Origin of the sequence: Undibacterium sp. WLX3042 (genome assembly GCF_049544825.1) — a bacterium.
GTDB lineage: Bacteria > Pseudomonadota > Gammaproteobacteria > Burkholderiales > Burkholderiaceae_D > Undibacterium.
On sequence record NZ_CP186698.1, the window covers coordinates 1,659,457 to 1,682,620 of the forward strand.

The 23,164-nt window shown below is 51.4% G+C and carries 28 protein-coding genes; 18 read left to right on the forward strand and 10 right to left on the reverse strand.

Annotated features, from left to right (window positions below; all coding sequences use genetic code 11):
- The first annotated feature begins 8 nt into the window (after positions 1–8).
- The 3 genes from ACPAOP_RS07490 (at position 9) to rfaE2 (ending at position 2,637) form a co-directional block, all read left to right on the forward strand.
- Positions 9–1,073 (forward strand): sulfate/molybdate ABC transporter ATP-binding protein, encoded by a 1,065-nt coding sequence (locus ACPAOP_RS07490; RefSeq protein ID WP_423709828.1) that lies wholly within the window; start codon positions 9–11, stop codon positions 1,071–1,073.
- A 13-nt stretch (positions 1,074–1,086) separates the two neighbouring features.
- Positions 1,087–2,019: a CysB family HTH-type transcriptional regulator gene (locus ACPAOP_RS07495; protein WP_423679065.1), complete on the forward strand. Its 933-nt coding sequence runs from the start codon at positions 1,087–1,089 to the stop codon at positions 2,017–2,019.
- Between the two features lie 138 nt (positions 2,020–2,157).
- Positions 2,158–2,637, forward strand: coding sequence for a D-glycero-beta-D-manno-heptose 1-phosphate adenylyltransferase (gene rfaE2, locus ACPAOP_RS07500; protein WP_212680184.1), 480 nt, complete (start codon positions 2,158–2,160; stop codon positions 2,635–2,637).
- 47 nt (positions 2,638–2,684) lie between these two features.
- Here rfaE2 and trmL read toward each other — a convergent pair whose 3' ends face one another.
- Both trmL and ACPAOP_RS07510 read right to left on the reverse strand, forming a co-directional pair.
- On the reverse strand, positions 2,685–3,155 hold the full coding sequence (trmL, locus tag ACPAOP_RS07505) for a tRNA (uridine(34)/cytosine(34)/5-carboxymethylaminomethyluridine(34)-2'-O)-methyltransferase TrmL (protein ID WP_423709829.1): 471 nt from the start codon (positions 3,153–3,155) through the stop codon (positions 2,685–2,687).
- A 9-nt stretch (positions 3,156–3,164) separates the two neighbouring features.
- Positions 3,165–3,911, reverse strand: coding sequence for a phosphoribosyltransferase family protein (locus tag ACPAOP_RS07510; RefSeq protein ID WP_423709830.1), 747 nt, complete (start codon positions 3,909–3,911; stop codon positions 3,165–3,167).
- Between the two features lie 89 nt (positions 3,912–4,000).
- On the opposite strand from ACPAOP_RS07510, the gene ACPAOP_RS07515 reads away from it, so the two are divergent.
- The 7 genes from ACPAOP_RS07515 to ACPAOP_RS07545 all read left to right on the forward strand — a co-directional run bounded on the left by ACPAOP_RS07515 (position 4,001) and on the right by ACPAOP_RS07545 (position 9,821).
- A complete protein-coding gene (locus tag ACPAOP_RS07515; RefSeq protein ID WP_423709831.1) occupies positions 4,001–4,915 on the forward strand; it encodes a methyltransferase domain-containing protein in 915 nt (304 codons plus the stop codon).
- A gap of 232 nt (positions 4,916–5,147) precedes the next feature.
- Positions 5,148–6,320 (forward strand): cytochrome c oxidase subunit II, encoded by a 1,173-nt coding sequence (gene coxB, locus ACPAOP_RS07520; RefSeq protein WP_423709832.1) that lies wholly within the window; start codon positions 5,148–5,150, stop codon positions 6,318–6,320.
- 32 nt (positions 6,321–6,352) lie between these two features.
- Positions 6,353–7,948 (forward strand): cytochrome c oxidase subunit I, encoded by a 1,596-nt coding sequence (ctaD, locus tag ACPAOP_RS07525; protein WP_423709833.1) that lies wholly within the window; start codon positions 6,353–6,355, stop codon positions 7,946–7,948.
- Positions 7,949–7,997: 49 nt separating this feature from the next.
- Positions 7,998–8,105 carry a cytochrome oxidase small assembly protein gene (locus ACPAOP_RS07530; protein WP_212680188.1) on the forward strand — a complete coding sequence of 36 codons (108 nt, stop codon included), beginning with the start codon at positions 7,998–8,000 and terminating at the stop codon, positions 8,103–8,105.
- Positions 8,106–8,118: 13 nt separating this feature from the next.
- Complete coding sequence (locus ACPAOP_RS07535) at positions 8,119–8,709, forward strand: cytochrome c oxidase assembly protein (protein WP_423709834.1); 591 nt, start codon at positions 8,119–8,121, stop codon at positions 8,707–8,709.
- The gene (locus tag ACPAOP_RS07540; RefSeq protein ID WP_186884461.1) at positions 8,706–8,921 is read left to right on the forward strand and encodes a DUF2970 domain-containing protein; all 216 of its coding nucleotides are present in this window, start codon (positions 8,706–8,708) and stop codon (positions 8,919–8,921) included. The genes ACPAOP_RS07535 and ACPAOP_RS07540 overlap by 4 nt, the downstream gene beginning before the upstream one ends.
- Positions 8,922–8,960: 39 nt before the next feature.
- Complete coding sequence (locus tag ACPAOP_RS07545) at positions 8,961–9,821, forward strand: cytochrome c oxidase subunit 3 (RefSeq protein ID WP_423679072.1); 861 nt, start codon at positions 8,961–8,963, stop codon at positions 9,819–9,821.
- A gap of 89 nt (positions 9,822–9,910) precedes the next feature.
- Here the strand turns inward: ACPAOP_RS07545 and ACPAOP_RS07550 are convergent, their stop codons facing one another.
- Positions 9,911–10,111, reverse strand: coding sequence for a twin transmembrane helix small protein (locus tag ACPAOP_RS07550; RefSeq protein ID WP_423709835.1), 201 nt, complete (start codon positions 10,109–10,111; stop codon positions 9,911–9,913).
- 59 nt (positions 10,112–10,170) lie between these two features.
- Here ACPAOP_RS07550 and ACPAOP_RS07555 point away from each other — a divergent pair, with 59 nt between their 5' ends.
- The 5 genes from ACPAOP_RS07555 to ACPAOP_RS07575 are packed head-to-tail and all read left to right on the forward strand — an operon-like array spanning position 10,171 to position 14,045.
- Positions 10,171–10,914 (forward strand): SURF1 family protein, encoded by a 744-nt coding sequence (locus tag ACPAOP_RS07555; protein WP_423709836.1) that lies wholly within the window; start codon positions 10,171–10,173, stop codon positions 10,912–10,914.
- Positions 10,871–11,500, forward strand: a complete 630-nt coding sequence (locus ACPAOP_RS07560) for an SCO family protein (RefSeq protein WP_423679074.1) — start codon at positions 10,871–10,873, stop codon at positions 11,498–11,500. The genes ACPAOP_RS07555 and ACPAOP_RS07560 overlap by 44 nt, the downstream gene beginning before the upstream one ends.
- 3 nt (positions 11,501–11,503) lie before the next feature.
- A complete protein-coding gene (locus ACPAOP_RS07565; protein WP_423709837.1) occupies positions 11,504–12,577 on the forward strand; it encodes a COX15/CtaA family protein in 1,074 nt (357 codons plus the stop codon).
- Between the two features lie 5 nt (positions 12,578–12,582).
- Positions 12,583–13,467, forward strand: coding sequence for a heme o synthase (cyoE, locus tag ACPAOP_RS07570; RefSeq protein WP_423679076.1), 885 nt, complete (start codon positions 12,583–12,585; stop codon positions 13,465–13,467).
- Positions 13,464–14,045 (forward strand): SCO family protein, encoded by a 582-nt coding sequence (locus ACPAOP_RS07575; RefSeq protein ID WP_423679077.1) that lies wholly within the window; start codon positions 13,464–13,466, stop codon positions 14,043–14,045. The genes cyoE and ACPAOP_RS07575 overlap by 4 nt, the downstream gene beginning before the upstream one ends.
- 197 nt (positions 14,046–14,242) lie before the next feature.
- Here the strand turns inward: ACPAOP_RS07575 and rpoH are convergent, their stop codons facing one another.
- From rpoH to ftsY, 4 genes are all read right to left on the reverse strand, one after another.
- The gene (rpoH, locus tag ACPAOP_RS07580; RefSeq protein ID WP_423679078.1) at positions 14,243–15,133 is read right to left on the reverse strand and encodes an RNA polymerase sigma factor RpoH; all 891 of its coding nucleotides are present in this window, start codon (positions 15,131–15,133) and stop codon (positions 14,243–14,245) included.
- 303 nt (positions 15,134–15,436) lie between these two features.
- Positions 15,437–16,351: a cell division protein FtsX gene (locus ACPAOP_RS07585; protein ID WP_423709838.1), complete on the reverse strand. Its 915-nt coding sequence runs from the start codon at positions 16,349–16,351 to the stop codon at positions 15,437–15,439.
- Between the two features lie 35 nt (positions 16,352–16,386).
- The gene (locus tag ACPAOP_RS07590) at positions 16,387–17,061 is read right to left on the reverse strand and encodes a cell division ATP-binding protein FtsE (protein WP_212680198.1); all 675 of its coding nucleotides are present in this window, start codon (positions 17,059–17,061) and stop codon (positions 16,387–16,389) included.
- Between the two features lie 26 nt (positions 17,062–17,087).
- Positions 17,088–18,194, reverse strand: coding sequence for a signal recognition particle-docking protein FtsY (gene ftsY, locus ACPAOP_RS07595; RefSeq protein ID WP_423679081.1), 1,107 nt, complete (start codon positions 18,192–18,194; stop codon positions 17,088–17,090).
- Positions 18,195–18,305: 111 nt separating this feature from the next.
- Between ftsY and rsmD the strand changes: the two genes are divergently transcribed.
- The 3 genes from rsmD (at position 18,306) to ACPAOP_RS07610 (ending at position 19,837) form a co-directional block, all read left to right on the forward strand.
- Positions 18,306–18,965, forward strand: coding sequence for a 16S rRNA (guanine(966)-N(2))-methyltransferase RsmD (rsmD, locus tag ACPAOP_RS07600; protein ID WP_423679082.1), 660 nt, complete (start codon positions 18,306–18,308; stop codon positions 18,963–18,965).
- 66 nt (positions 18,966–19,031) lie between these two features.
- Positions 19,032–19,526 carry a pantetheine-phosphate adenylyltransferase gene (gene coaD / locus ACPAOP_RS07605; protein ID WP_186884474.1) on the forward strand — a complete coding sequence of 165 codons (495 nt, stop codon included), beginning with the start codon at positions 19,032–19,034 and terminating at the stop codon, positions 19,524–19,526.
- Between the two features lie 53 nt (positions 19,527–19,579).
- Positions 19,580–19,837, forward strand: coding sequence for a YfhL family 4Fe-4S dicluster ferredoxin (locus ACPAOP_RS07610; RefSeq protein WP_423679083.1), 258 nt, complete (start codon positions 19,580–19,582; stop codon positions 19,835–19,837).
- 19 nt (positions 19,838–19,856) lie between these two features.
- On the opposite strand, the gene ACPAOP_RS07615 is transcribed toward ACPAOP_RS07610, so the two are convergent.
- The 3 genes from ACPAOP_RS07615 to ychF all read right to left on the reverse strand — a co-directional run bounded on the left by ACPAOP_RS07615 (position 19,857) and on the right by ychF (position 23,157).
- Positions 19,857–20,987, reverse strand: a complete 1,131-nt coding sequence (locus tag ACPAOP_RS07615) for a DUF484 family protein (protein ID WP_423679084.1) — start codon at positions 20,985–20,987, stop codon at positions 19,857–19,859.
- 30 nt (positions 20,988–21,017) lie between these two features.
- A complete protein-coding gene (locus ACPAOP_RS07620) occupies positions 21,018–21,866 on the reverse strand; it encodes an MOSC domain-containing protein (protein WP_423679086.1) in 849 nt (282 codons plus the stop codon).
- Between the two features lie 199 nt (positions 21,867–22,065).
- A complete protein-coding gene (gene ychF / locus ACPAOP_RS07625; protein WP_423709839.1) occupies positions 22,066–23,157 on the reverse strand; it encodes a redox-regulated ATPase YchF in 1,092 nt (363 codons plus the stop codon).
- Positions 23,158–23,164 lie beyond the last annotated feature (7 nt).

Genomic DNA, 23,164 nt, shown 5'->3' on the forward strand with positions numbered 1-23,164 from the left:
CGAAAATCATGAGTATCGCCGTTCATCAATTAAATAAACGTTTTGGTCAATTTACTGCGCTGAATAATGTCTCGCTGGATTTTCCCGATGGCGAACTGACGGCATTGTTAGGACCATCAGGCTGCGGCAAAACCACTTTGCTGCGCATCATCGCTGGTCTGGAATTTGCCGATAGCGGTCAGGTCTTGCTCGACGGTCAGGATGCCTCGCAACAGCATGTGCGTGACCGTCAGGTTGGCTTTGTGTTTCAGCACTATGCCTTGTTCAAGCACATGACGATATTTGAAAACATCGCATTTGGTTTGCGGGTGAAGGCAAAAAACGTGCGGCCTTCTGAAGCGCAGATCAAAGAAAAAGTCACAAAACTGCTGGAACTGGTGCAACTGGACTGGCTGGCAGACCGTTACCCGCCGCAGTTGTCCGGCGGTCAGCGGCAGCGTATTGCGCTGGCACGCGCACTTGCCGTGGAGCCGCGTGTGCTGCTGCTCGACGAGCCTTTCGGTGCGCTCGATGCGAAGGTGCGTAAAGAGCTGCGACGCTGGTTGCGTCGTCTGCACGATGAGTTACATGTGACCAGTATTTTTGTCACGCATGATCAGGAAGAAGCGCTGGAAGTTGCTGACAAGATTGTGCTGATGAATCAGGGACAGGTCGAACAGGTTGGTGCGCCTGCCGAGGTGTATCAGCATCCGGCCACACCGTTTGTGTATGGATTTCTGGGTAACGTCAATCTTTTCCGCGGCCGTATTCATGAAGGCATACTCGATGCCGGTGGTGTGCCGTTTGAAGCGCCGGGCCATGCAGACACCAAAGATGCCTTCGGCACGGCCTATGTGCGCCCGCATGAATTCGAGATCGACCGCTACGCGCCGGGTGCCGAGGGATTGGTTGTGCAATTGCGGCGCGTGCACAGCATAGGCCCGCTGGCGCAACTGGAAATGGAACGCGACGATAACGGCGATCTGGTCGAAGCGATGATATCGAGCGAACGCTATCTGCAATTACAACTGAAAGTCGGTGAGTCTCTGGTGGTCAAACCCAAGCGCTTGCACGTCTTTGTCGATAACAACTGAGCCGAGATATACCATGAACTTTCAACAATTACGCTCAATCCGAGAAGCATCCCGACGCGGCTTTAATCTGACCGAAGTCGCCAATGTGCTGTTCACATCACAACCGGGCGTCAGCCGTCAGATCCGCGAGCTGGAAGAAGAACTGGGCGTGGATATTTTTGAACGCAATGGCAAACGCCTGACTGGTCTGACTGAGCCCGGGAAAGGCATCCTTCCCATCATAGAACGTCTGCTGCTGGAAGCAGAAAATCTGCATCAGGCAGGCAGTGAATATTCGGATCAGACCAAAGGCACGCTGGCGATTGCGACCACGCATACGCAGGCGCGCTATGTGCTGCCGAAAGTGGTGCAGCAATTCCGTCAGGCGTTTCCGGAAGTACGCATCGCCTTGCAACAAAGCTCACCCGAACACATCGCCGAATGGGTGATGTCAGGCAAAGCTGATATCGGCATTGCGACTGAGGGTTTATCGCAATTCAAGGATCTGGTGTCTTTCCCATGCTACGAATGGAATCACGTGATTGTTGTGCCGGAAGGTCATCCGCTCTTGCGTAAAGAAACGCTGACGCTGGACGATCTGGCGAATTATCCGCTGATTACGTATGACGTCGGCTTCACTGGTCGAGGCCATATCGACGCCGCCTTTGTCGATGCCGGTTTGCGCACCGACATCGTGCTGACGGCGATGGATTCTGACGTGATTCAGCAATATGTCGCGCTTGGACTAGGCGTGGGTATTGTGGCCTCGATGGCGATAGAAACCAATCGTACCAATGGCTTGCGCACGATCGCCGCCGATCATTTATTCACGCCGAATGTGACGCGGCTGGCAGTGCGGCGCGGTGCGTATTTGCGCACCTATACCTATGATTTTATCCGTCAGTTTGCCCCGGCGCTGAGTAAGGAAGACATACGCAAGGCGATTGCGGACGCTGACAATAACTGATTTGCCGCAAACGCCGCTTGCGCCGCCCGCGTAAAAACGGATATGGGTGTCTGAAGCGTGAAGGCTGAAAGACGCCGTGTACAATGGCCGCTTTTCCGAGCGGCTATTTTTTCGTCGCTCTTTTCTGAATGAACTCGTATGCCTCAATTTGAACAAAAGATCTGTACCCGCGCTGCATTGGCCGAACGTGTTGCTGCATTACCCAAACCCGTGGTGATGACGAATGGCGTTTTTGATATTTTGCATCGTGGTCATGTAACGTATCTGGCTCAGGCCAGAGAACACGGTGCGTCGCTGGTGGTGGCACTGAATACCGATGCTTCGGTCAGACGTTTGGGCAAGGGCGATGACCGCCCGGTGAACACCTGTGCTGATCGCATGGCCGTGGTTGCGGCATTAGAAGCGGTCAGTCTGGTGGTGGATTTCGATGAAGATACCGCGTTGGAAGCGGTACTCAGCGCGCATCCGGATATCTATGTCAAAGGCGGTGATTACGACATGAGCGCGATTCCGGAAGGGCAGGCAGTGCTGGCGTATGGCGGTCAGGTGGCAGCGATTGACTTTGAACACGATCGTTCGACCAGCAAGTTGCTGGCGAAAGTGCGGGCGCAGACCTGACACCGGCGTCCGGCATTTCTGTAACGCCGGACACCGTTTTTTAAAGGTCAGGCGCCGCCGGCAAAGCCGTTCTGGCGCCAGGCTTCGTAAATAACGACCGCTACGGTATTCGACAGATTCAGGCTGCGATTGTCTGGCCGCATCGGCAAGCGTATGCGCTGATTCAGTGGAAAAGATTCACGTAGTTCGGTTGCAAGTCCGCGGGTTTCTGCACCGAAGACGAAATAATCGCCGGGTTGAAAGGCGACGCTGGAAAATGCCGTCGAGCCATGCGTGGTCATGGCAAACATTCTTTGCGCATCAGGTTGTTCACTTGCCAGAAACGCTTCCCAGTTTTTATGCACTTTCATCGTCGCATAATCGTGATAATCAAGACCAGCGCGTTTCATCTTGCTGTCGTCGAGTGGAAAACCCAGCGGTTCTATCAGATGTAGTTGTGCGCCGGTATTGGCGCATAAGCGGATGATATTGCCGGTATTCGGCGGAATTTCAGGTTCTACGAGGACGACGTGAAACAAGGCGTTTCCTTAATAAGTATGATGTGGAGTGCGGGCAAAAACATAGTTGCTGACTTTGCGTGCGCCAAAACGTTTCAGCATTGTAGCGATTTCGTGCAGGGTCATGCCAGTGGTGATGACATCGTCGACGATACCGATATGCCTGCCTTTGATGGTTTGCAACAGTTGATCATCGGGAACAAAGGCATTTTTCACGTTGCGCATCCGTGCATCGGGCGCTAGGCTGCTTTGTTTGGCGGTTTCCCGGGTTTTGCGTAATGCCTGCGGATGCAAGGGGATACCCAGATGTTGCGCCAGTGGTCTGGCTATTTCCAGTGCCTGATTGAATCCGCGCTCTGTCAGCCGGTTTTGGCTTAATGGAACAACGCAAAGCCAATCCGGCAACTCCTGATGTGGCTGGTGCAGAATCGCATCGCGTAGCATCGCTGCAAACACCGGGGCGAGCGCCAGATGATGGCCGAATTTTAATGACAGCACCAGGCGGTCTTGCGGTGCTTCATAATCACAGGCGACGATGGTGTTATCGAACGCCGGAGGATTTTGCAGGCAGTCACCGCAACGCGGCGTATTGGCGCCCGGCGGCATGACTAAACCACATTGTTCGCAGCGGCAGAGGTTGCGCGGAAAATAGCTGGTCAGACATTGTTCGCAAATCACATCCTGGTTCTGGGCATGACATAAAGCACAACTGCACGGTAACAGTTGTGTCAGGGAAGCCTGCCAGCTTTTACGCCATATGTGCTGTAAGTACATCATGCGTTTGCGCCTTCATGCAGCGGCCATAATCACAAGCGTGTAAACTCCCGCATTATCTCATTTAATCAGACGTCAAGATCGTTTTCCTTATGCTCAGTGCACCTATCGACACAAGGCTGGTTCGTCAGCTGTTTTCCCATCCGGCAAAAATCGCGGGATCTGATTTTTTACGTCGGGAGATCGCCGGGCGTATGCGCGAAAAGCTGGAACTGGTGCGGATCACACCTGCGCAGATACTCGACGCTGGTTGTGGCGTTGGTGCTGATGTCGCTGAGTTTCAGCGTATGTACGCCGGAGCCCAGGTGCTGGCACTGGATGCCGCACCGGCAATGTTGACAGAGATACAGGAACAGCAACGGTCAGCGATGAGTGCGGTTGGTCGTTTGTTTGCAAAATTAACACCTGCCGCCTTACGTGGCGAGCAGGGTGCCAATCTGATTTGTGGCGATTTTGCTAAATTACCTTTGCCATCGCAGTCACTGGATCTGATCTGGTCGAATCTGGCCTTGCACTGGCATCCGCAACCCGATCTGGTGTTCGCCGAATGGCGCCGGACATTGCGCACCGACGGTCTGCTGATGTTTTCATGCTTTGGGCCGGATACCCTGAAAGAATTACGCCAGGCGTATGACGGTGTTGACGAGTCTCCGCACACTTTGCCGTTCGTCGATATGCATGATTTCGGTGACATGCTGGTGAATGCCGGTTTTTCCACGCCTGTGATGGATATGGAAAAAATCACGCTGACGTATCAGGATACAGAAAAATTGCTGGCCGACGTGCGGGCGCTTGGCGGCAATCCGTTGCTGAGCCGTCGTCAGGGGCTGACCGGAAAACACGCTCATCAGGCAATGTTGAAAGCATTAGAGCAGCAACGCGCTGCCGATGGCCGTATTGCCTTGAGTTTTGAGGTGATTTACGGGCACGCTTTCAAGCCAGTCAACAAGAAAACGGCTGCCGGCGAATCCATCGTCCGCTTCGATTTGCCCAAAAAACGACCTTGATTTTGTTTGATCTGGATTAAAGAAGCACCTTAAAGTGATAAGCAAGCGCTATTATTCGTTGTTTCATTTGCGCCAGATCATTGATTTCTTGTTTGTATTCTGCTTGATATCCTTTTAAGTTACACCTTATACTCACCACGTTGTAGAAGTTGCCAGCACGCACTTTGTAACAATATTCCGCGTCTTGGTACGACAAATTCATAAGAATTCTAAACGGGGTTTTGGGGATATCATGAAACATGGAAAGCGATTAAAGTCGTTCATGCTGGGTGCCTCGCTCCTGGCGGCAGGACTGCCCGCGTGGGCAGTGGTCGACAGCCAGGGTGGACCGGCGGTACGCCAGTTAAATTTACAAACACCTGTCACACAAATAGCGGAACAAATTTACTCGATACATAACCTGATGCTGGTTATCTGTCTGGTTATCTTTGTCGCAGTCTTCGGAGTCATGTTTTACTCCATCCTGAAGCATAGGAAATCTCTCGGCCACAAGGCAGCTTCTTTCCATGAAAGTACCACTGTTGAAATTGCCTGGACTGTCGTTCCGTTTCTGATTGTGATTGGGATGGCACTGCCCGCGACCAAGACCGTCGTGGCGATGAAAGATACTTCAAACGCCGACATCACAATTAAAGCCACTGGCATGCAGTGGAAATGGGGTTATGACTACCTCAAAGGTGAAGGTCAGGGCATTTCCTTCTTATCCACCTTGTCCACGCCTCGCACCCAGGTTGGCTCTCCCGGCGTTGCTCCGACCGAGGCACGTGGCGACAACTATCTGCTCGAAGTCGATAATCAGGTCGTGGTTCCTGTGAATAAAAAAGTACGCATTATTACCACTGCTAATGACGTGATTCACTCATGGACGATTCCTGCTTTCGGTGTGAAGCAGGATGCGATTCCCGGTTTCGTTCGCGATACCTGGTTCAAAGCAGAAAAAATTGGCGTCTATCGTGGTCAGTGCGTTGAGTTGTGCGGTAAAGAGCATGCATTTATGCCTATCGTCGTGAATGTGGTCTCTGACGATGACTATAAAAAATGGGTTGATACCAAGAAAAAAGAAATGGCCGCCAAAGCGGATGACCCAAGTAAGGTCTGGACGGTCGATGAGTTAAAACAGCGTGGCGAGAAAGTCTATGCCGCTAATTGTGTGGCCTGCCATCAGGCGACCGGTAAAGGTGTTCCGGGCGCATTCCCTGCGTTAGACGGATCGCTGATCGTCAATGGCGTCAAAGCGGATCAGGTCGGTATTTTGTTAAACGGTAAAAATGCGATGCCATCGTGGAAATCCACTTTGTCTGACACAGAAATCGCCGCCGTCATTACCTATACCCGTAACAGCTGGTCTAATAAAGCCGCTGAAAATATCGTCCAACCAGCTGAAGTTCTGGCTGCGCGTAAGTAAACGTACTAAACGTACCGGAAACAGGAGACAAGATGAGCACCACAACTGTTGATCACGCTCACGATCATTCGCACGACCACGCGCACGACCATCCTCATGGTTTCCGCCGCTGGTTATTTGCTACCAATCATAAAGATATCGGTAGTCTGTATTTATGGTTTGCCTTCACGATGCTGTTATCGGGCGGTGTTCTCGCCCTGATTATCCGCGCTGAGTTATTTCAGCCCGGGCTGCAACTGGTGCAACCTGAACTCTTTAACCAACTCACGACCATGCATGGTCTGATCATGGTGTTCGGTGCGATCATGCCGGCATTCGTTGGTTTCGCCAACTGGATGATTCCGCTGCAAATCGGCGCATCCGACATGGCATTTGCTCGGATGAATAACTTCTCATTCTGGTTGATGCCGCCCGCTGCAATTCTGCTGGTGTCGTCATTCTGGGTGCCGGGTGGTGCGACCGCTGCAGGCTGGACGCTGTATGCACCGCTATCGACACAAATGGGACCTGGTATGGACATGGCGATTTTCGCAGTCCACATCATGGGTGCATCGTCGATTATGGGCTCGATCAACATCATCACTACGATTCTGAACATGCGCGCTCCAGGCATGACACTGATGAAAATGCCGATGTTCTGCTGGACCTGGTTAATTACTGCTTACCTGCTGATCGCGGTGATGCCGGTATTGGCTGGTGCGATCACCATGACCCTGACTGACCGTCATTTCGGCACGTCCTTTTTCAACGCGGCCGGTGGCGGTGACCCTGTGATGTATCAACACATTTTCTGGTTCTTCGGACATCCAGAGGTGTACATCATGATTTTGCCAGCGTTCGGTATTATTTCTCAGATCGTGCCTGCGTTTGCGCGCAAGCCTTTGTTCGGCTATGCATCGATGGTGTATGCAACTGCATCCATCGCGATTCTGTCGTTTATCGTCTGGGCGCATCACATGTTCACAACCGGTATGCCAGTGACGGCGCAGTTGTTCTTCATGTATGCTACCATGCTGATCTCGGTTCCTACCGGTGTGAAAGTATTTAACTGGGTGGCAACGATGTGGAAGGGCTCGATGACTTTTGAAACGCCGATGTTGTTTGCGGTTGGTTTCATTTTTGTCTTTACCATCGGCGGCTTTACCGGGCTGATACTGGCTGTGACGCCGATTGATATTCAGTTGCAGGATACCTACTACGTGGTCGCGCATTTCCATTATGTGCTGGTTGCCGGTTCGCTGTTTGCCTTGTTCGCGGGTTACTACTACTGGAGCCCGAAATGGACAGGCTTCATGTACAACGAAACACGCGGTCAGATTCATTTCTGGTTGTCGCTGATTACCTTCAACATCACTTTCTTCCCTATGCATTTCCTGGGATTGGCCGGGATGCCACGCCGTTATGCTGATTATCCGGCGCAATTTACGGACTGGAATACGGTTGCTTCAGTCGGCGCGTTTGGTTTCGGATTGATGCAGGTGTATTTCGTTCTGGCAGTCGTGATTCCTTCGATCAGAGGTGGTAAAGCTGCACCAGCAAAACCATGGGAAGGTGCAGAAGGGCTGGAGTGGACAGTACCAAGTCCGGCACCGTTCCACACCTTCGAAGAGCCTCCTGTCGTTAAATAATGAATAAAGGCAGAGGTGCCGGATAATTTTCCGGTACCTCTGAATAAAAATGAACAACGACAACAAACCTAACAACTTACGTACTGCATTAATCCTGCTATCTGTCGCGTTGATCTTTTTTATCGGCGTGTTTGTTAAGCAGGGTTTATTGCGGTGAAGCGGAATACCTGATGTCCGGATCAGACGAAAACACGAAGACCGAAGCGCATCAGCTGAATGCCAGAATGTTTGGCAAACTGCTGCTGATCGCAGTCATGATGTTTGGTTTTGGCTATGCATTGGTACCGATTTACAAACAGATTTGTGAGTTGACCGGTGTGAATATCCTGACGCCAAAAGATATTTCGTTAAAGGAAGTCAGCAATTCTCAAATCGACAAAACGCGTGAAATTACTGTTGAGTTTGATGCAAACACACAAGGGCCCTGGCGTTTCCGCCCTACGGTTGCCAGCATCAAGGTGCATCCTGGTGAAATGACGCAAGTTGTGTATGAGGTGGTGAACAAGCAGCCTTACAAGATGGACGCGCAGGCAATACCGAGCTACGCACCTCAGCAGGCAAGTAATTACTTTAAAAAGATGGAGTGTTTTTGTTTTCAGCAGCAGACGCTGAATGCGAACGAGGCACGACAAATGCCAGTGGTGTTTTACATCGATCCGGCATTACCGAAGGATGTAAAAACCATCACCTTGTCATATACGTTTTTTGAAGTCGGTGGTAAGAGCAAGGTAGCAAGTTCTGGCACACAAGGAAAAACATGAGTGATCTGAAGCAGGCGACGCAACGCAAGGTATCGTTTCTGGCGACGATGAAAGCGGTGTTCTGGTCGTTTCTGGGTATCCGTAAGAAAAACGATTACGAGCAGGACGCTGCGCATCTGAATCCTGTGCATGTGATCATCGCGGGCATCATCGGCGCCCTGATCTTCATTTTTGTGCTGGTGCTGGTCGTCAAGTCTGTCGTCGCAAAATAATAATTCGAGTAGTACATTCAAATGTATCGGGAGATGGAAATGAGTACTTCAAACGCGAAAGCCCCTTATTACTTCGTGCCTGGACCGTCAAAGTGGCCAGTCTTGGCGGGAGCATCCTTGTTGCTGACCATGATAGGCGCATCTGCCTGGGTGAATGCGGTAAGCTGGGGCTCGTACGTTAACTTTGCGGGTGTTTTTCTGACGCTGGTCGTGTTGTATAACTGGTTTGGCGACGCGATCGCTGAATCGGAAAGTGGCAAATACAGCGCCCGGATTGATGTCTCTTACCGCTGGAGCATGAGCTGGTTCATCTTTTCAGAAGTCATGTTCTTTGCTGCTTTTTTCGGCGCATTGTTTTATGCCCGCAGTATTTCCATGCCTTGGCTGGCAGATCTGGATCACAAAGTATTATGGCCGGATTTTTCAGCGCAATGGGGGAATGCCGGCCCTGCCGGTACGGTTGAAGCATTTAAAACGATGGGACCATTTCCTATCCCAACGATCAACACTGCATTGTTGCTGACTTCCGGCGTGACACTGACGATCTCGCATCATGCCTTGCGTGCAGGTCATCGCGGTACTACGGCATTCTGGCTGGCTGCCACAATATTGCTGGGGGCGGTGTTCATGGGCTTCCAGGTTTATGAATACATGCATGCTTACAGCGAACTGAACCTGAAACTGACCTCCGGTATTTACGGTTCGACTTTCTTTATGCTGACTGGCTTCCACGGTTTCCATGTCACGATGGGCGCGATCATGTTGTCGGTAGTTTTGTTCCGCGTGCTGAAAGGACATTTCACTCCTGAACAGCATTTCGCTTTTGAAGGTGCCGCATGGTACTGGCACTTTGTTGACGTGGTCTGGCTGGGCTTGTATGTCGTTGTCTACTGGCTGTGATCCGCATAACAGACTGAGCTGATTCATTTTTAAATAAAAAAGCCGCACACGTGTTGCGGCTTTTTATTATCGCTAAAGATGTTGGTGACTTATTTGATGCCGGTAGGCTGAATCAGCCCGAAATGATTGGCCAGTAATATCAGGATAAACAAGCTGATGGAAAAGCCGACACGGAAAGCGAGTGCTTTGACAGTACGGTTACTGCGCCCTTTGTCCTTCATCAGATAAACTAATGCTGATCCCATGCTGAAGATGATGAGGAAAAAAGCAATGGCGACGAGAATTTTCATACTGATTCTTTGACTAAGTGTGATGCCGGATTGATCAATTTCTTATTGTAATGCTTTTCATGCCTATTTCTTTCCGTTTCAGACTATTACCTTTCCTCGCGACCATTGCTGTCGTTGTCGTGGGGCTGAATCTGGGCATGTGGCAAAGCCGGCGTGCTGCGGAAAAAGAAGCGATTGCCGCAAAGATGGCGGAACGCATGCACAGCGCTGCCACGCAATGGCGCAGCGATACTCCGCAAGAGCAATTGCAGCCCTACAGCAAGGTGATGTTACGCGGTCAGTTTCTCGATACCTGGCCTATGTATCTGGATAATCGCCCCATGCAAGGCAGGGCAGGCATGTACGTACTGATGCCATTTAAGCTTGAGGGTAGCCGGCGGCATGTACTGGTCGCACGCGGCTGGCAGGCACGCAACCCGCAGGACAGAACCGTGTTGCCGCGCTTGCTCACACCGTCAGGTACGATAGAAATTCAGGGTATTGTCAAAGAGCATCTGGAGCGTGTCATGCAGCTGGGGCAGCCAGAACCGTATAAGCCTGGTGCGATTTTGCAGAATCTTGAGATCGCCAGTCTTGAAAAGGAAACCGGGTTAGCATTTTATCCTTTGATTGTTGAGCAGACGTCGCCATCGGAAGACCATCTGCGACGCGACTGGCCTGCGGCTTCGCTGGGAATTGATAAACACAAAGGATATGCTTTTCAGTGGTATGCCTTGTCATTGATGGCAGGGATTTTTTTTGTAGTGACAGGAATACGTCGTGGAAAAAACGCAGAATCAAAAAACGCAGAATCAAAAAACTAAAGGACGCTGGAAATTATTTATCGTGCTGGCCGTCTGTGCCGCACCGATGATAGCGTCTTATCTCGCTTACTACGTGATCAAGCCCGAAGGCCGAACCAATTACGGCACGATACTCGATCCGCGTCAGTATCCTATGCCGGAGCTGCATGCACGCTTACTCGGTACGACGGATGCGGATAAGGCGGATAAACAGAACGGCTTGACGGCGTATCGCGGTAAATGGATCATGCTGACGATCAGCAGCGGTTCCTGCGACGCCGGATGTCAGAAAAAGCTGTATGACTTGCGCCAACTCAGACTCGCTCAGGGCAAGGAAATGGACCGAATCGAACGGGTCTGGGCAGTCATTGACGAGCAGCCTGTCGATACATTGTTACTGCGCGAATACGATGGCATGCATGTGCTGAAAGCCGATGCGGATGCGCTCAGAAAATGGTTGCCGACCGAAGATGGCAATCAGATCAGCGAACACATTTATATGATTGATCCGCTCGGAAACCTGATGATGCGTTTTCCGAAAAATGCCGATCCGAACAAGATTAAAAAAGATATCAGCAAGCTGTTGCGTGCGTCGGCGATAGGGTGATTCATGTTTTTACAACTTGCTCTGATAGGTTTGTGTGTCGCCATTTTGCCTTTGTCGGTCGTATTCTGGTCGCGGGACACCAACAAACACCGCAAGCTGATTGCGGTAACTGTGGCGCTGACGTTTGAACTGATCATGTTCGGTGCTTTTACCCGGCTGACGGATTCCGGCCTCGGCTGTCCTGACTGGCCCGGTTGCTATGGTCAGGCAAATCCTTTGCAATCGCATGCCGATATCCGCGCTGCAGAGGCAGCGATGCCGCATGGTCCGGTGACCTTGCAAAAAGCCTGGATAGAAATGATTCACCGTTATCTGGCGATGAGTGTCGGCGTTCTGATCATCGCTCAGGTTGTTCTCGCGTGGTGGCGACGTCATGTGACCGGCGTTTCGCCGTGGCTGTCCAGCTTTTTGTTCGTGTTTGTTTGTCTGCAGGGGGCATTCGGTGCGTGGACGGTGACGTTAAAACTGCAACCCGTGATCGTGACCACGCATCTGCTACTGGGGATGGGCTTACTGGCGCTGTTATCGGCGTCGCTCGAGCAGCATAGTCAGGCGCATGTCATTCAGACGGCGCAGGTATCTGGCTTGCGCTGGCCCGCGATGCTTGCCCTAGTCTTACTCTTCATGCAGATTGCCTTGGGGGGCTGGGTCAGTACTAACTATGCAGCCTTGGCTTGCCACGATTATCCCTTGTGTAATGGTGCGGTGATACCGACGATGGATTTTGAACACGGATTCAGTTTGTGGCGCCAACTGGGGCAGACTGTGAGCGGCGATTATCTGCCATTTATGGCTTTGGTCGCTATTCATTGGGTACACCGCAATTTTGCTCTGCTGGTTGCGCTTGTGGTCGCTGCAGTTGCGTGGCGTGCTATGCACTCACCGGGAGTTGAGCGTCTGGGGCTCCAACTCATGCTGGCGATTGCCGCGCAATTCGCGATCGGTGTGTCGACGGTCTTTTTTTCCTGGCCCTTGTTGCTGGCGGTATTACATAACGGCGGAGCGGCTGTCTTAGTGCTGTTGCTGACCATGTTAAACTACCGGGTCAGGCAGACGAAACTGGCTGCCACATACTGATTGATATGACTACATTAAGCCTGACTTCCAACCGTTTTGCTCAATACTGGGCGCTGACCAAACCGCGAGTAACACAGCTGGCGGTGTTTTGTGCCGTCATCGGCATGTTTCTGGCCACGCCTGATTTACCCGACTGGCGCGTCGTGGTTGCTGCGACCATAGGTATCTGGCTGTTGGCGGGAGCCGCCTTTGCGGTGAATTGTCTGGTGGAGCGTGAAATCGATTCGCGCATGGCACGTACCGCGCGTCGCGCCACTGCGGCCGGTGAAATCAGCGTATCGCAGACCTTACTGTTTTCAGGTGTGATTGGCGGTGCCGGTATGTGGGTGCTGTACACACTGGTCAATCCGCTGACGATGTGGCTTACATTTACGACTTTTGTCGGTTATGCCGTGATTTATACCATTATTCTGAAACCGGCGACGCCGCAGAATATTGTGATTGGCGGCTTATCCGGCGCGATGCCGCCAGCACTTGGCTGGGCCGCGGTAGCGAACGATGTGCCTATGCAAGCGTGGTTGCTGGTGATGATCATTTTTGTCTGGACACCACCGCATTTCTGGGCACTGGCGATGTACCGGCGTGATGATTATGCCCGCTCAGGTCTGCCTATGCTGCCGGTGACGCATGGCCCCGAATTTACCCGCTTTCATATCTGGCTGTACACGATTGCTTTATTCGCAACGACGATGCTGCCTTATGCCGTGCAGATGAGCGGTCTGATTTATCTGGTTAGCGCCGTCATTCTCGGGGCCATCTTCCTCTGGTATGCGTGGCAGATTTATCGCAACTACAACGATATTCTTGCACGTAAAACATTTGCTTATTCGATCATTTACCTGTCGCTGCTGTTTGCGGCGCTGCTGGTTGATCACTACATACGACTATGAGCTTACTCAAAAAAATATTCGCCTGCATTCTGATCGCAGGGCTGGCGGCTTGCGGCAAATCCGGAGAGAAATTCAATAATACCGACCTCACCGGGCTTGATTACGCAAAGGATTTTGCCCTGACCGACCACAATGGCAAGGCTCGTACACTGAAAGATTTCCGCGGTAAGCTGGTGGTCATGTTCTTCGGTTATACCCAGTGTCCTGATGTCTGTCCAACCACGATGGTGGAGATGGCGAACGTGATGCAGAAACTCGGGCCGGACGCAGATAAGGTGCAGGTGCTGTTCGTCACGATAGACCCAGAACGCGATACGCAGGCATTGATGGCGGCGTATGTGCCGAACTTTGACCCGCGCTTCCTGGGTTTATATGGCGACGCTGCCGCGACGGCAAAAGTGGCGAAAGACTTCAAAGTCTATTACCAGAAGGTTGCCGGAAAAACGCCGACCAGTTACACCATGGATCATACGGCAGGTAGCTATGTCTTTGACACCGAAGGCCGTATCCGTTTATTCCTACGCCATGGACAAGGTGCGGAGCCTATCGTGCATGATTTAAAGCTGTTACTGAAGTAATTTTGCTGAACAGCTGGCGCGGGCATATAAAACGGCCTGCTGAGCCTTAAATATACTGGGGGGAGTATATTTTAGTGCCCTTTGTTTTCAATGACGCTAGATGCAAAATGGCAGATACTCCCCCGATTTTCATATTTTCAGGGAATAAACAATAAAAAAGGCACTCCGCAGAGTGCCTTTTTTTATGTGCGGTCTGATCAGGAAAAGCTGACCAGCGCACCTTTCATTTTTTTCAGCGCCGCACTTTCAATCTGACGGATACGTTCGGCTGAAACACCGTATTCATCTGCCAGTTCGTGCAGCGTCGCACCAGAACCATCGTCATTTTTCAACCAGCGCGACTCGATAATGTGGCGTGAACGCGCATCCAGTTTCGACAATGCTGATTCTAAACCTTCGCTTTGCAAACGGTCATACTGGCGCGATTCCAATATTTGCGTAGGCTCTTCTGATTCCGTTTTCAGATAAGCGATCGGTGCGAATTTATCGTCATCGTCATCGGTAGGTGCATCCAGCGCGATATCGCGACCAGACAAACGCATTTCCATTTCGATCACTTCTTCGCGTTTCACATCGAGGGTCTTCGCCAGCGCATCAATTTGCTTAGGCGACATGGTTTCCAGACCTTCTTTGTGGCTGCGCAGATTGAAAAACAGTTTGCGTTGCGCTTTAGTCGTCGCGACTTTGACTAAACGCCAGTTTTTCAGAATGTACTCGTGCATTTCAGCTTTAATCCAGTGCATCGCATACGACACCAGACGCACACCCTGGTCAGGGTCAAAGCGCTTGACTGCTTTCATCAGGCCGATATTACCTTCCTGAATCAGATCAGCATGTGGCAAGCCATAGCCAAGATAACCGCGCGCGATCGATACCACCAGACGCAGATGTGACATGACCATTTGCTGCGCCGCTGCGAGATCATTGTTGTCACGCAGGCGGGTCGCCAGGTCGATTTCTTCTTCATGCGTCAGCATAGGCAGACGGTTGACGGCCGAAATATAGGCGTCAATATTTCCCAGCGTGCCGCTGAAGCCCAAGGCCAGCGCAGTGCTGTCTGATGCCGGAATAAGTTGTCTTGAAGTCATTATGTTGTTCCTCTCAAATACTGCGGTCCGAGCAAAAATAACTCTGAACAAACGTACTATTTCCCTATATTAGCACTCTCTTGCGAAGAGTGCTAATTCTCGTGAAAATGATCTTTTTAATATGATGAGGCCAGGTGAGAAAGCTGAAATTCCAGACTGCAGCCTGTTGTATCAATAAGCTTTTACCAGGGCTGGTGATACAGCTGACTTTCCCGGTTAATTCCAGCAAGCTTCTCAATTTGCTTACCTTTACTGATTAGACCTGCGATTCCGGGGAAAGTTGCAGATAACGATGGATAACGCTTAGTTTGCTCGAGCCAGTTGCCGGCGGACAGAGAGATAAGCACCGGCCAGACCCAGCAGCATGCTGACACCGAGCAGCAGCAGACTGGGGATCAGCCCCAGCGGTACCAGCCGGAATTCGGACGCATACAGTTTGGCAAATTCGGCAATGGCCTGATTCAATGGCTGCAGCGAGGCAGCGATGGCAGCCAGCGCCAGGCTACCGGCCAGCAGACCCAGTAGCGCACCAGTGTAATAGTAGGGGCGATGAATAAAGCTGTTGGTCGCACCTAATAAACGGGTCACGGAAATTTCAGCCTGATGCGAAATGACTTGCAGACGGGTCGCGTTAAACACGACCACAATCACGACGACTCCGAGTGTCGTTGCCATAAACAGCAAGCCTATCTGCAATATCTGTACGAGTGCAGCCAGTCGTTTTACCCAGGCTGAGTCAACCTGAACCACCTCAACATCGGGCAAGGCCTGAAGTTGCTCAACCAGTTTATCGAGTTTTGCTGCATCGTTGTTTGACAGCGAAAGTACATAAGCATCCGGTAGGGGATTGCCGCCCAGTGTCGATAACACCTCTGCCAGACTGGAAGCATCCTGCATCGCTGCCAGTGCTTTTTCTTTAGGCGTGAAGCTCAGTTTGCCGCTGATGTTGCTCTCTTTCAGAAGACGCTTGATTGGTATTGACAATGCAGTTGCATTTTCACGCACGGTATCAGTCGTCAGAAAAATACTGATTTCCGGCTCTATCGATAATTGTGAAGAGACCGGGCGGATATTTTCTATCAGTGTCAGACCAGCAATCGGCAGTGCCAGTGCGATGGCGACCACCAGTACATTGAAGATGAAATTTCCGGTGCCGGCGCGCAAGTGGGTGAATGCGCTTTTCAGTGCAAACAGATGTTCACGAAACCAGATCGTCATAAGGATTTCCTTGAAGGCGTAAGATCAGGAGACAATCAGGCGGCAGCGCCCGTTGTCCATGAGTCCGAGATTTGTCCATTGCTCAGATAGATCACACGGTCGGCCTGATCCAGAAATTGTTCATCGTGACTCGATATCAGACAGGTGACGCCGGCACTCTGGAATGCTTTCAACGCGCTCAGCACTTTATTCGCATTATCTCTGTCCAGAAACGCTGTTGGTTCGTCGGCCAGAATGATTTTGGGGCGATTCACGATTGCACGAGCAATCGCAACACGCTGTTGTTCGCCGCCGGAGAGTTCAAGCGGCAGGGCATTGGCTTTATCCAGTAAGCCGACTTTTTCCAGTGCGACGCAGGCGCGCGATTCTGCTTCACCCGAGGCAGCGCCAGTCACAATCAGAGGCAGCATGACGTTGGCGAGAACGCTGCGGTCGGTGAGTAATTTCTGATCCTGTAAAATCAGACCGAGCTTACGACGTAAATACGGCAGGCTGCCGGTTTTGAGCTTGCTGATGTCCTGGCCATTGACGATGACATGACCGCTGGTCGGTTTTTCTATGCCTGCGATCATCTTTAATAAAGTCGATTTTCCGGCACCGGAAGGCCCCGCCAGAAAAATGAGTTCTCCATCCTGGATGGTCAGAGAGATATCGCGCAAAGCGTAGGCATCACGCGAATATTGTTTAGTGACGTTATCGAATTCGATCATGGTCGTTGCACTGACTGTCTTTAATTTTAATTAAACAAGGCGTCGACGAATTCCTGCGCGTTGAATGGTTGCAGATCTTCGATTTGCTCGCCGATGCCTATGAAATAGACGGGTATCGGGCGTGTCTTTGCAATCGCAGCCAGAACCCCGCCTTTTGCCGTGCCATCTAATTTGGTGATGATCAAACCGGTCAGTTGCAATGCATCGTCAAATGCCCGTACTTGCGCCAGCGCGTTTTGTCCTGTGTTGCCGTCAATAATCAGCAGCACTTCCTGCGGAGCGCCTTCCATACCTTTACCGATCACACGTTTGATCTTTTTCAGTTCTTCCATCAGATGCAACTGCGTTGGCAAACGCCCCGCGGTATCGACCATCACGACATCGGTGCCGCGTGCTCGTGCAGACGCAACAGCGTCAAATGCCACCGCTGCAGGATCACCTGATTCCTGCGAAATCACAGTCACATCATTGCGCTCACCCCACACCGACAGTTGCTCGCGGGCTGCCGCGCGGAAAGTATCGCCAGCCGCCAGCAACACGGACTGATGGTGCACCTGCATGTGCTTCGCGAGTTTGCCTATGGTGGTGGTTTTTCCGGCACCGTTGACGCCGGCAATCATCATGACCAAAGGCTGGTGACGACCCAGTTCCAGCGGCTTTTGCAAAGGTGTGAGCAATTCCAGCAACAAAGCTTTGAGCGCTGTTTTGACTTGTTCTGCTTCGGTTAATTTTTCTTCTTTGACTTTCTTTCTCAGCGCATCGAGTAAAAACAGCGTAGCCTCGACGCCCGCATCCGAGGTCAGTAAAGCGGCTTCGAGTTCGTCGTACAGTTCGTCGTCTATGCGTGCGCCAACAAACAGAGTGGTCAGATTCGATGAGGTTTTTGCCAGACCAGCTTTCAGACGACTCAGCCATGAACGCTTTTGTTCAGTTTGGGCTGCTGGCACCGGTGCTGGGACGGCTTCTGTGACTGCCACCGGTGGTGTTGTGACACCCGGCTGCGTTACTGGTTCTGCGATCGTCTGCGGCGTCACAACAGGCGTCGCTGCTGACACCGCAGAAGTCTGCGTAGCAACGACTTCCGGTGTTATTACCGGTTCTTCTTTGGGTTTTCTTTTGAAAAAACTAAACATCGGATGATTTTGTCGGAGAGGGGGAGCTGCAAACTGCTGACCCAAGTATTAGAATGCAGCCATTCTAACAGACCGCGCCGGGTAATTTGACTTACCAGTGTCATTCAACTAATGAAAACCAGGACTAAAAAACCCGTATCTCCTCAAAGAACAGCCCATCAGGTGCGTATCATCGGCGGTCAGTGGAAGCGCAGCCTCCTGACCGTTGTCGATGCCGATGGTCTGAGACCAACGCCAGACCGTGTCCGTGAAACCACATTTAACTGGTTGAATCATCTTTTTGATACGAATTGGGCGCAGGTCAGTTGTCTGGACTTATTTGCCGGCAGTGGTGCGCTGGGATTTGAAGCCGCCAGCCGCGGCGCGCGTTTGGTCACGATGGTGGAGTCGCATACGCCGGCGTTTAAACAGCTAGAACAGGTGAAAGCCAAGCTGGAAGCAATCCAGTGCCAGTTGCTCAGAGGTGACGCCGGTAAAGTGATGACGAATGCTGCTGCCGAAGGGAAAAAATTTGATCTGATCCTGCTGGACCCACCATTCGGGCAAGGCTGGCTGGCAAAAATTTTGCCCGTTTGCCGTGACGTGCTGAGTGACGATGGGTATGTGTATGTCGAGGCAGAATTTCCGCTCGAGGAGCAAAGCAGTGCCCCTGAGATGCAGGAATTGCTGTGCGGATGGCAGGTGATACGGGCGGATAAAGCCGGAAGTGTGTATTTCCATATTCTGCGACGCAACATTTTGCAGCATAATGCGCACGGAAATCAGGCATAATGCCAGATCAATTTAGTGCATATCATTATGCAGATAGCGCAAATAGCGAAAAAATAGGGAGTCAAGATGGTCACAGCCGTTTATCCGGGAACATTTGATCCGCTGACCCGCGGTCACGAAGATCTGGTGCGTCGCGCCTCAGGTCTTTTTGATACTCTGGTGGTCGGTGTTGCCGACAGTAAAAACAAACGGCCATTTTTCTCGCTGGAAGAACGCCTGAGTATTGCGAATGAAGTGCTCGGTCATTATCCGAATGTGCGGGTAGAGAGTTTTTCCGGATTGCTCAAGGATTTTGTCCGGAAAAATGATGCCCGTGTGATCGTACGCGGTTTGCGGGCAGTATCGGATTTCGAATACGAGTTTCAGATGGCAGGGATGAACCGTTATCTGTTGCCGGATGTGGAAACGCTGTTTCTGACGCCTTCCGACCAGTATCAGTTTATCTCAGGCACGATCGTGCGTGAGATTGCGATGTTTGGCGGCGATGTATCAAAGTTCGTGTTCCCTTCGGTCGATCGTTGGCTGAAACAGAAGGTCGATGCGCTGAATGAAAGTAAATGAAGTAAAAACTGCGTATTAAATGCATGCGCAGATGAAATGAAAGTGAAGTAAGTATGGCTCTGATGATTACCGACGATTGCATTAACTGCGACGTGTGTGAACCCGAATGCCCGAATGATGCCATTTATATGGGGCCGGAGATTTATGAAATCGACCCGCATAAATGCACCGAATGTGTCGGTCATTACAAAGAACCGCAATGCAAGCAGGTTTGTCCGGTGAACTGTATTCCATTCAATCCTGAGTGGCGTGAGACACCAGCGCAGCTGCAAGCGAAATATGAGCAGTTACAAGCGGCGCAAGCTAAATAATTCCGGCGGAGCCGCTTTGCTATTCGCAACGTACCTGGTTTCTGCCTGAACGTTTTGCGTCATATAAGGCGCGGTCCGCCCGGGAGATCATCTCTCTTGCCACCGCAGCCTCCTCACCCTGATTGTATTTTTCCGGCACCGTCGTCAGGCCGATAGAAATTGTGGTTGAACAAAGCCCCTTATCTGACAGCACAAACGGCTTGCTGGCAATGCTGCGACGTATGCGTTCTGCGACCAGCATCGCATCCTGCAGATTGGCATTGATCAGCAACACCACAAATTCTTCGCCACCGAAACGGCCCAGCGTATCGCTTAAACGTAATTCTGCCTTGATCCGTCGGGCGACTTCGCACAAAACATCATCGCCGCCCTGATGGCCATGCTGGTCATTAATTTTCTTAAAAAAATCGATGTCCAGATACATGCAGGCAATGCCGTAACACTGACGGCGGGCGCGGGCAATTTCCTCTAAAGTGCGTTGTTCGACGTAGCGACGGTTACTGACATTCGTCAGCGGATCGGTCAGACCGATATAGACCAGACGCTCGTTATTAAGGACATTTTCTAAACAGATCGCAATGATAGAGCCCAGACGTTCAATGAAATCGGTTGCCATCGTCGTCAGAAAGCGCTCAGGACTGAAACTGCCCAGATTAAGATAGCCGATCAGGCGATTTTGCCGTACCAGCGGGATCACTGCAATACTCGCCGGTTTTTTGGTACAACTACGATATAAATTGCCGTACAGATGATCTTGATACTCGCCTAATAAGGGCTTGTAAGATAGCAGTGCTTTGGTCTGTAATTCGTGTTCGTGACGGACAAACAGCAGGCCGGGAAACTCATTCAGATTAATACGCAGATCGTTCAGCATCTGCTGTAAGTCCTGCCGCGGATCGACCAGTGCCAGTGTCACGATATCCAGATCAGAAGTGCTCGCGAGTTCACTGAAAATATAGCTGATCAGTTCCTTGAAATGACTCGCACCGATGATTTTTAATTCGAAATTCTGATGACGCGCGAGGATGCTTTGATTCCTGTGCGCCAGTTCCAATATGTTGTCGAGTTGCGTGCGGAGGGCGTGATTTTCCACCCGGAGATTTTCCAGGCTTTGTGCCTGACGTCTGGCATTCACATTGGCTTTGTCCATACTTCCGTATTGTTCTGGAGAAGGTGATAGTCAGAACGCAATTGGCATGTCGATTTCGTCACCGACGCGCACCATCAGACCCGCACCATGGTCGAGAATAACGTTCATGCCAAACGTAATTTCGCCATCAACAATCGGGTTGGCGCGATAGCTTTGTAAAATATCGAGCGGGCTCTCACCGATTTCACCCGTAACCTGATCGATCGCCGGAATCGGGCAGCGCGGGCAGGGTTTAACCGGACGCAGCTGCAGGCCATTGTCCAGCCGGTAGCTGGCTGCATAGTCTTCTTCAAATGCTTCAACGCCATCAATGACAATATTCGGCCGGAAACGGTTCATCGGCAGCGCATGGCGACCCTGAGCAAGCGCTCTGCGATTCAGGTCGTCGAGTGAAGCCTGTGCAATCAATAGCAAAGGGTAACCGTCGGCAAAGCGGGTTGGTGCCAGTGTGTCGCCAGTCCATTTGGTATTGGCATAACGCTGTGCCTGAGCAGAGAAACGCACCAGCCGGCATTTGGTTGCAAGAGCCTGACTGAACCAGTTGGCAGCAGTGTCGCCGGCATCATCGGCAATAATTTCCGTGTCCCACACCTGAACCTTGATCTGCTTTACTTCCTTATTTGCCGCCAGGGGAATACAGAGCGTTTCCATCTTATTCGTATCGATCTGTAATGTGTCAGCAGCGATTGTGATCCGCAGACATGCCATGAGCGGATATTCGCGTTGCGTAAGGAAAAGCCCTCGTTCATCGACCACCATCCATTCACGGTCGCTGACACCGGCATAACTGAGCCCGCTTGCCGTAATAACGGCTTCAGTCAGTGCGATACCTGCACAGGATTTGACGGGATAAATCGTGAGTTCGGCAATAGAAGGCATGCGGTGGTTCAGAGAGTTGCGACGGGGAGTTGAGCTATTTTAATGCCTTCTGGCAAAAGTAGTCAGCTTAACATCAACGGGTATCGTACTGCAAAGTCAAAACAGACTGCAGAATAAAAAAGCGGAACCAGTCAGAGGTTCCGCTTTTGCTATCTGTTCGCTACTTTGAGAGGATCAGATCAGGATCAGACGTTTGTGCTCAGACGTTAAACAGGAAATTCAAAACGTCGCCATCTTTGACAACATATTCTTTACCCTCAGCACGCATTTTCCCTGCTTCTTTGGCACCGGCTTCGCCTTTGAACTGGATGAAATCTTCAAACGCGATGGTCTGGGCACGGATGAAACCACGTTCAAAGTCGGTGTGAATCACACCCGCAGCTTGTGGTGCGGTGTCTCCGATATGGATAGTCCAGGCGCGGACTTCTTTAACACCCGCCGTGAAGTACGTTTGCAGGCCCAGCAATTTGTAGGCTGCTCGGATCAGGCGATCGAGACCAGGCTCTTCCATGCCCATATCGGCCAGGAAATCAGCTTTATCAGCATCATCCAGATCGGCAATTTCAGATTCAATTGCGGCGCAGATTGAGACGATAGGTGCATTTTGCGATTTAGCAAATTCGGTCAGCTGGTCCAGCAGCGGATTATTCTCGAAGCCATCATCGGAGACGTTGGCGACATACATTGCTGGCTTGGCGGTGATCAGACACAGCGGTTTGATCAGTGCCATTTCGTCGGCATCCAGACCCAGTGCGCGTACTGGTTTGGCTTCGTTCAGTGCCGGCATGATGCGTTCCAGCAAAGCGACCAGCTTGGCCGCATCTTTGTCGCCGGAACGGGCTTTTTTATTTTCGCGGTGGATGGCTTTTTCCACGCTGCTCATATCGGCCAGCGCGAGTTCGGTCTGAATCACTTCGATGTCGTCCAGCGGGCTGACTTTGCCGGCCACATGGATCACATTCGGGTCTTCAAAGCAGCGTACGACATTGACGATTGCGTCAGTTTCGCGGATGTGAGCGAGGAACTGGTTACCCAGGCCTTCACCTTTGGAGGCGCCTGCAACCAGACCGGCGATATCGACAAATTCCACAATCGCGTTTTGTATGCGTTCAGGTTTGACGATGTCTGACAATTGTTTCAGGCGTGGATCAGGCACTTCCACTACGCCAACGTTAGGCTCGATCGTGCAGAAAGGATAGTTTTCTGCCGGAATGCCTGCTTTAGTCAGTGCATTAAAGAGAGTGGATTTGCCGACGTTAGGCAGGCCGACGATGCCGCATTTGAGACTCATAGTGTTT

Excerpts from the sequence above, each read along its gene's own strand:
- ACPAOP_RS07535 (WP_423709834.1), top strand. The coding sequence starts at position 8,119 with ATGTCCGGATCAGACGAAAACACGAAGACCGAAGCGCATCAGCTGAAT.
- ACPAOP_RS07545 (WP_423679072.1), top strand. The coding sequence starts at position 8,961 with ATGAGTACTTCAAACGCGAAAGCCCCTTATTACTTCGTGCCTGGACCG.
- coxB (WP_423709832.1), top strand. The coding sequence starts at position 5,148 with ATGAAACATGGAAAGCGATTAAAGTCGTTCATGCTGGGTGCCTCGCTC.
- ACPAOP_RS07590 (WP_212680198.1), bottom strand. The coding sequence starts at position 17,061 with ATGATCGAATTCGATAACGTCACTAAACAATATTCGCGTGATGCCTAC.
- ACPAOP_RS07615 (WP_423679084.1), bottom strand. The coding sequence starts at position 20,987 with ATGGACAAAGCCAATGTGAATGCCAGACGTCAGGCACAAAGCCTGGAA.
- ACPAOP_RS07620 (WP_423679086.1), bottom strand. The coding sequence starts at position 21,866 with ATGCCTTCTATTGCCGAACTCACGATTTATCCCGTCAAATCCTGTGCA.
- ACPAOP_RS07490 (WP_423709828.1), top strand. The coding sequence starts at position 9 with ATGAGTATCGCCGTTCATCAATTAAATAAACGTTTTGGTCAATTTACT.
- ACPAOP_RS07610 (WP_423679083.1), top strand. The coding sequence starts at position 19,580 with ATGGCTCTGATGATTACCGACGATTGCATTAACTGCGACGTGTGTGAA.
- rpoH (WP_423679078.1), bottom strand. The coding sequence starts at position 15,133 with ATGACTTCAAGACAACTTATTCCGGCATCAGACAGCACTGCGCTGGCC.
- ftsY (WP_423679081.1), bottom strand. The coding sequence starts at position 18,194 with ATGTTTAGTTTTTTCAAAAGAAAACCCAAAGAAGAACCGGTAATAACA.
- coaD (WP_186884474.1), top strand. The coding sequence starts at position 19,032 with ATGGTCACAGCCGTTTATCCGGGAACATTTGATCCGCTGACCCGCGGT.
- ACPAOP_RS07510 (WP_423709830.1), bottom strand. The coding sequence starts at position 3,911 with ATGATGTACTTACAGCACATATGGCGTAAAAGCTGGCAGGCTTCCCTG.
- ychF (WP_423709839.1), bottom strand. The coding sequence starts at position 23,157 with ATGAGTCTCAAATGCGGCATCGTCGGCCTGCCTAACGTCGGCAAATCC.
- ACPAOP_RS07530 (WP_212680188.1), top strand. The coding sequence starts at position 7,998 with ATGAACAACGACAACAAACCTAACAACTTACGTACTGCATTAATCCTG.
- ACPAOP_RS07515 (WP_423709831.1), top strand. The coding sequence starts at position 4,001 with ATGCTCAGTGCACCTATCGACACAAGGCTGGTTCGTCAGCTGTTTTCC.
- ACPAOP_RS07550 (WP_423709835.1), bottom strand. The coding sequence starts at position 10,111 with ATGAAAATTCTCGTCGCCATTGCTTTTTTCCTCATCATCTTCAGCATG.
- ACPAOP_RS07555 (WP_423709836.1), top strand. The coding sequence starts at position 10,171 with ATGCCTATTTCTTTCCGTTTCAGACTATTACCTTTCCTCGCGACCATT.
- rsmD (WP_423679082.1), top strand. The coding sequence starts at position 18,306 with ATGAAAACCAGGACTAAAAAACCCGTATCTCCTCAAAGAACAGCCCAT.
- ACPAOP_RS07495 (WP_423679065.1), top strand. The coding sequence starts at position 1,087 with ATGAACTTTCAACAATTACGCTCAATCCGAGAAGCATCCCGACGCGGC.
- cyoE (WP_423679076.1), top strand. The coding sequence starts at position 12,583 with ATGACTACATTAAGCCTGACTTCCAACCGTTTTGCTCAATACTGGGCG.
- ACPAOP_RS07540 (WP_186884461.1), top strand. The coding sequence starts at position 8,706 with ATGAGTGATCTGAAGCAGGCGACGCAACGCAAGGTATCGTTTCTGGCG.
- ACPAOP_RS07565 (WP_423709837.1), top strand. The coding sequence starts at position 11,504 with ATGTTTTTACAACTTGCTCTGATAGGTTTGTGTGTCGCCATTTTGCCT.
- ACPAOP_RS07585 (WP_423709838.1), bottom strand. The coding sequence starts at position 16,351 with ATGACGATCTGGTTTCGTGAACATCTGTTTGCACTGAAAAGCGCATTC.
- ACPAOP_RS07575 (WP_423679077.1), top strand. The coding sequence starts at position 13,464 with ATGAGCTTACTCAAAAAAATATTCGCCTGCATTCTGATCGCAGGGCTG.
- ctaD (WP_423709833.1), top strand. The coding sequence starts at position 6,353 with ATGAGCACCACAACTGTTGATCACGCTCACGATCATTCGCACGACCAC.
- rfaE2 (WP_212680184.1), top strand. The coding sequence starts at position 2,158 with ATGCCTCAATTTGAACAAAAGATCTGTACCCGCGCTGCATTGGCCGAA.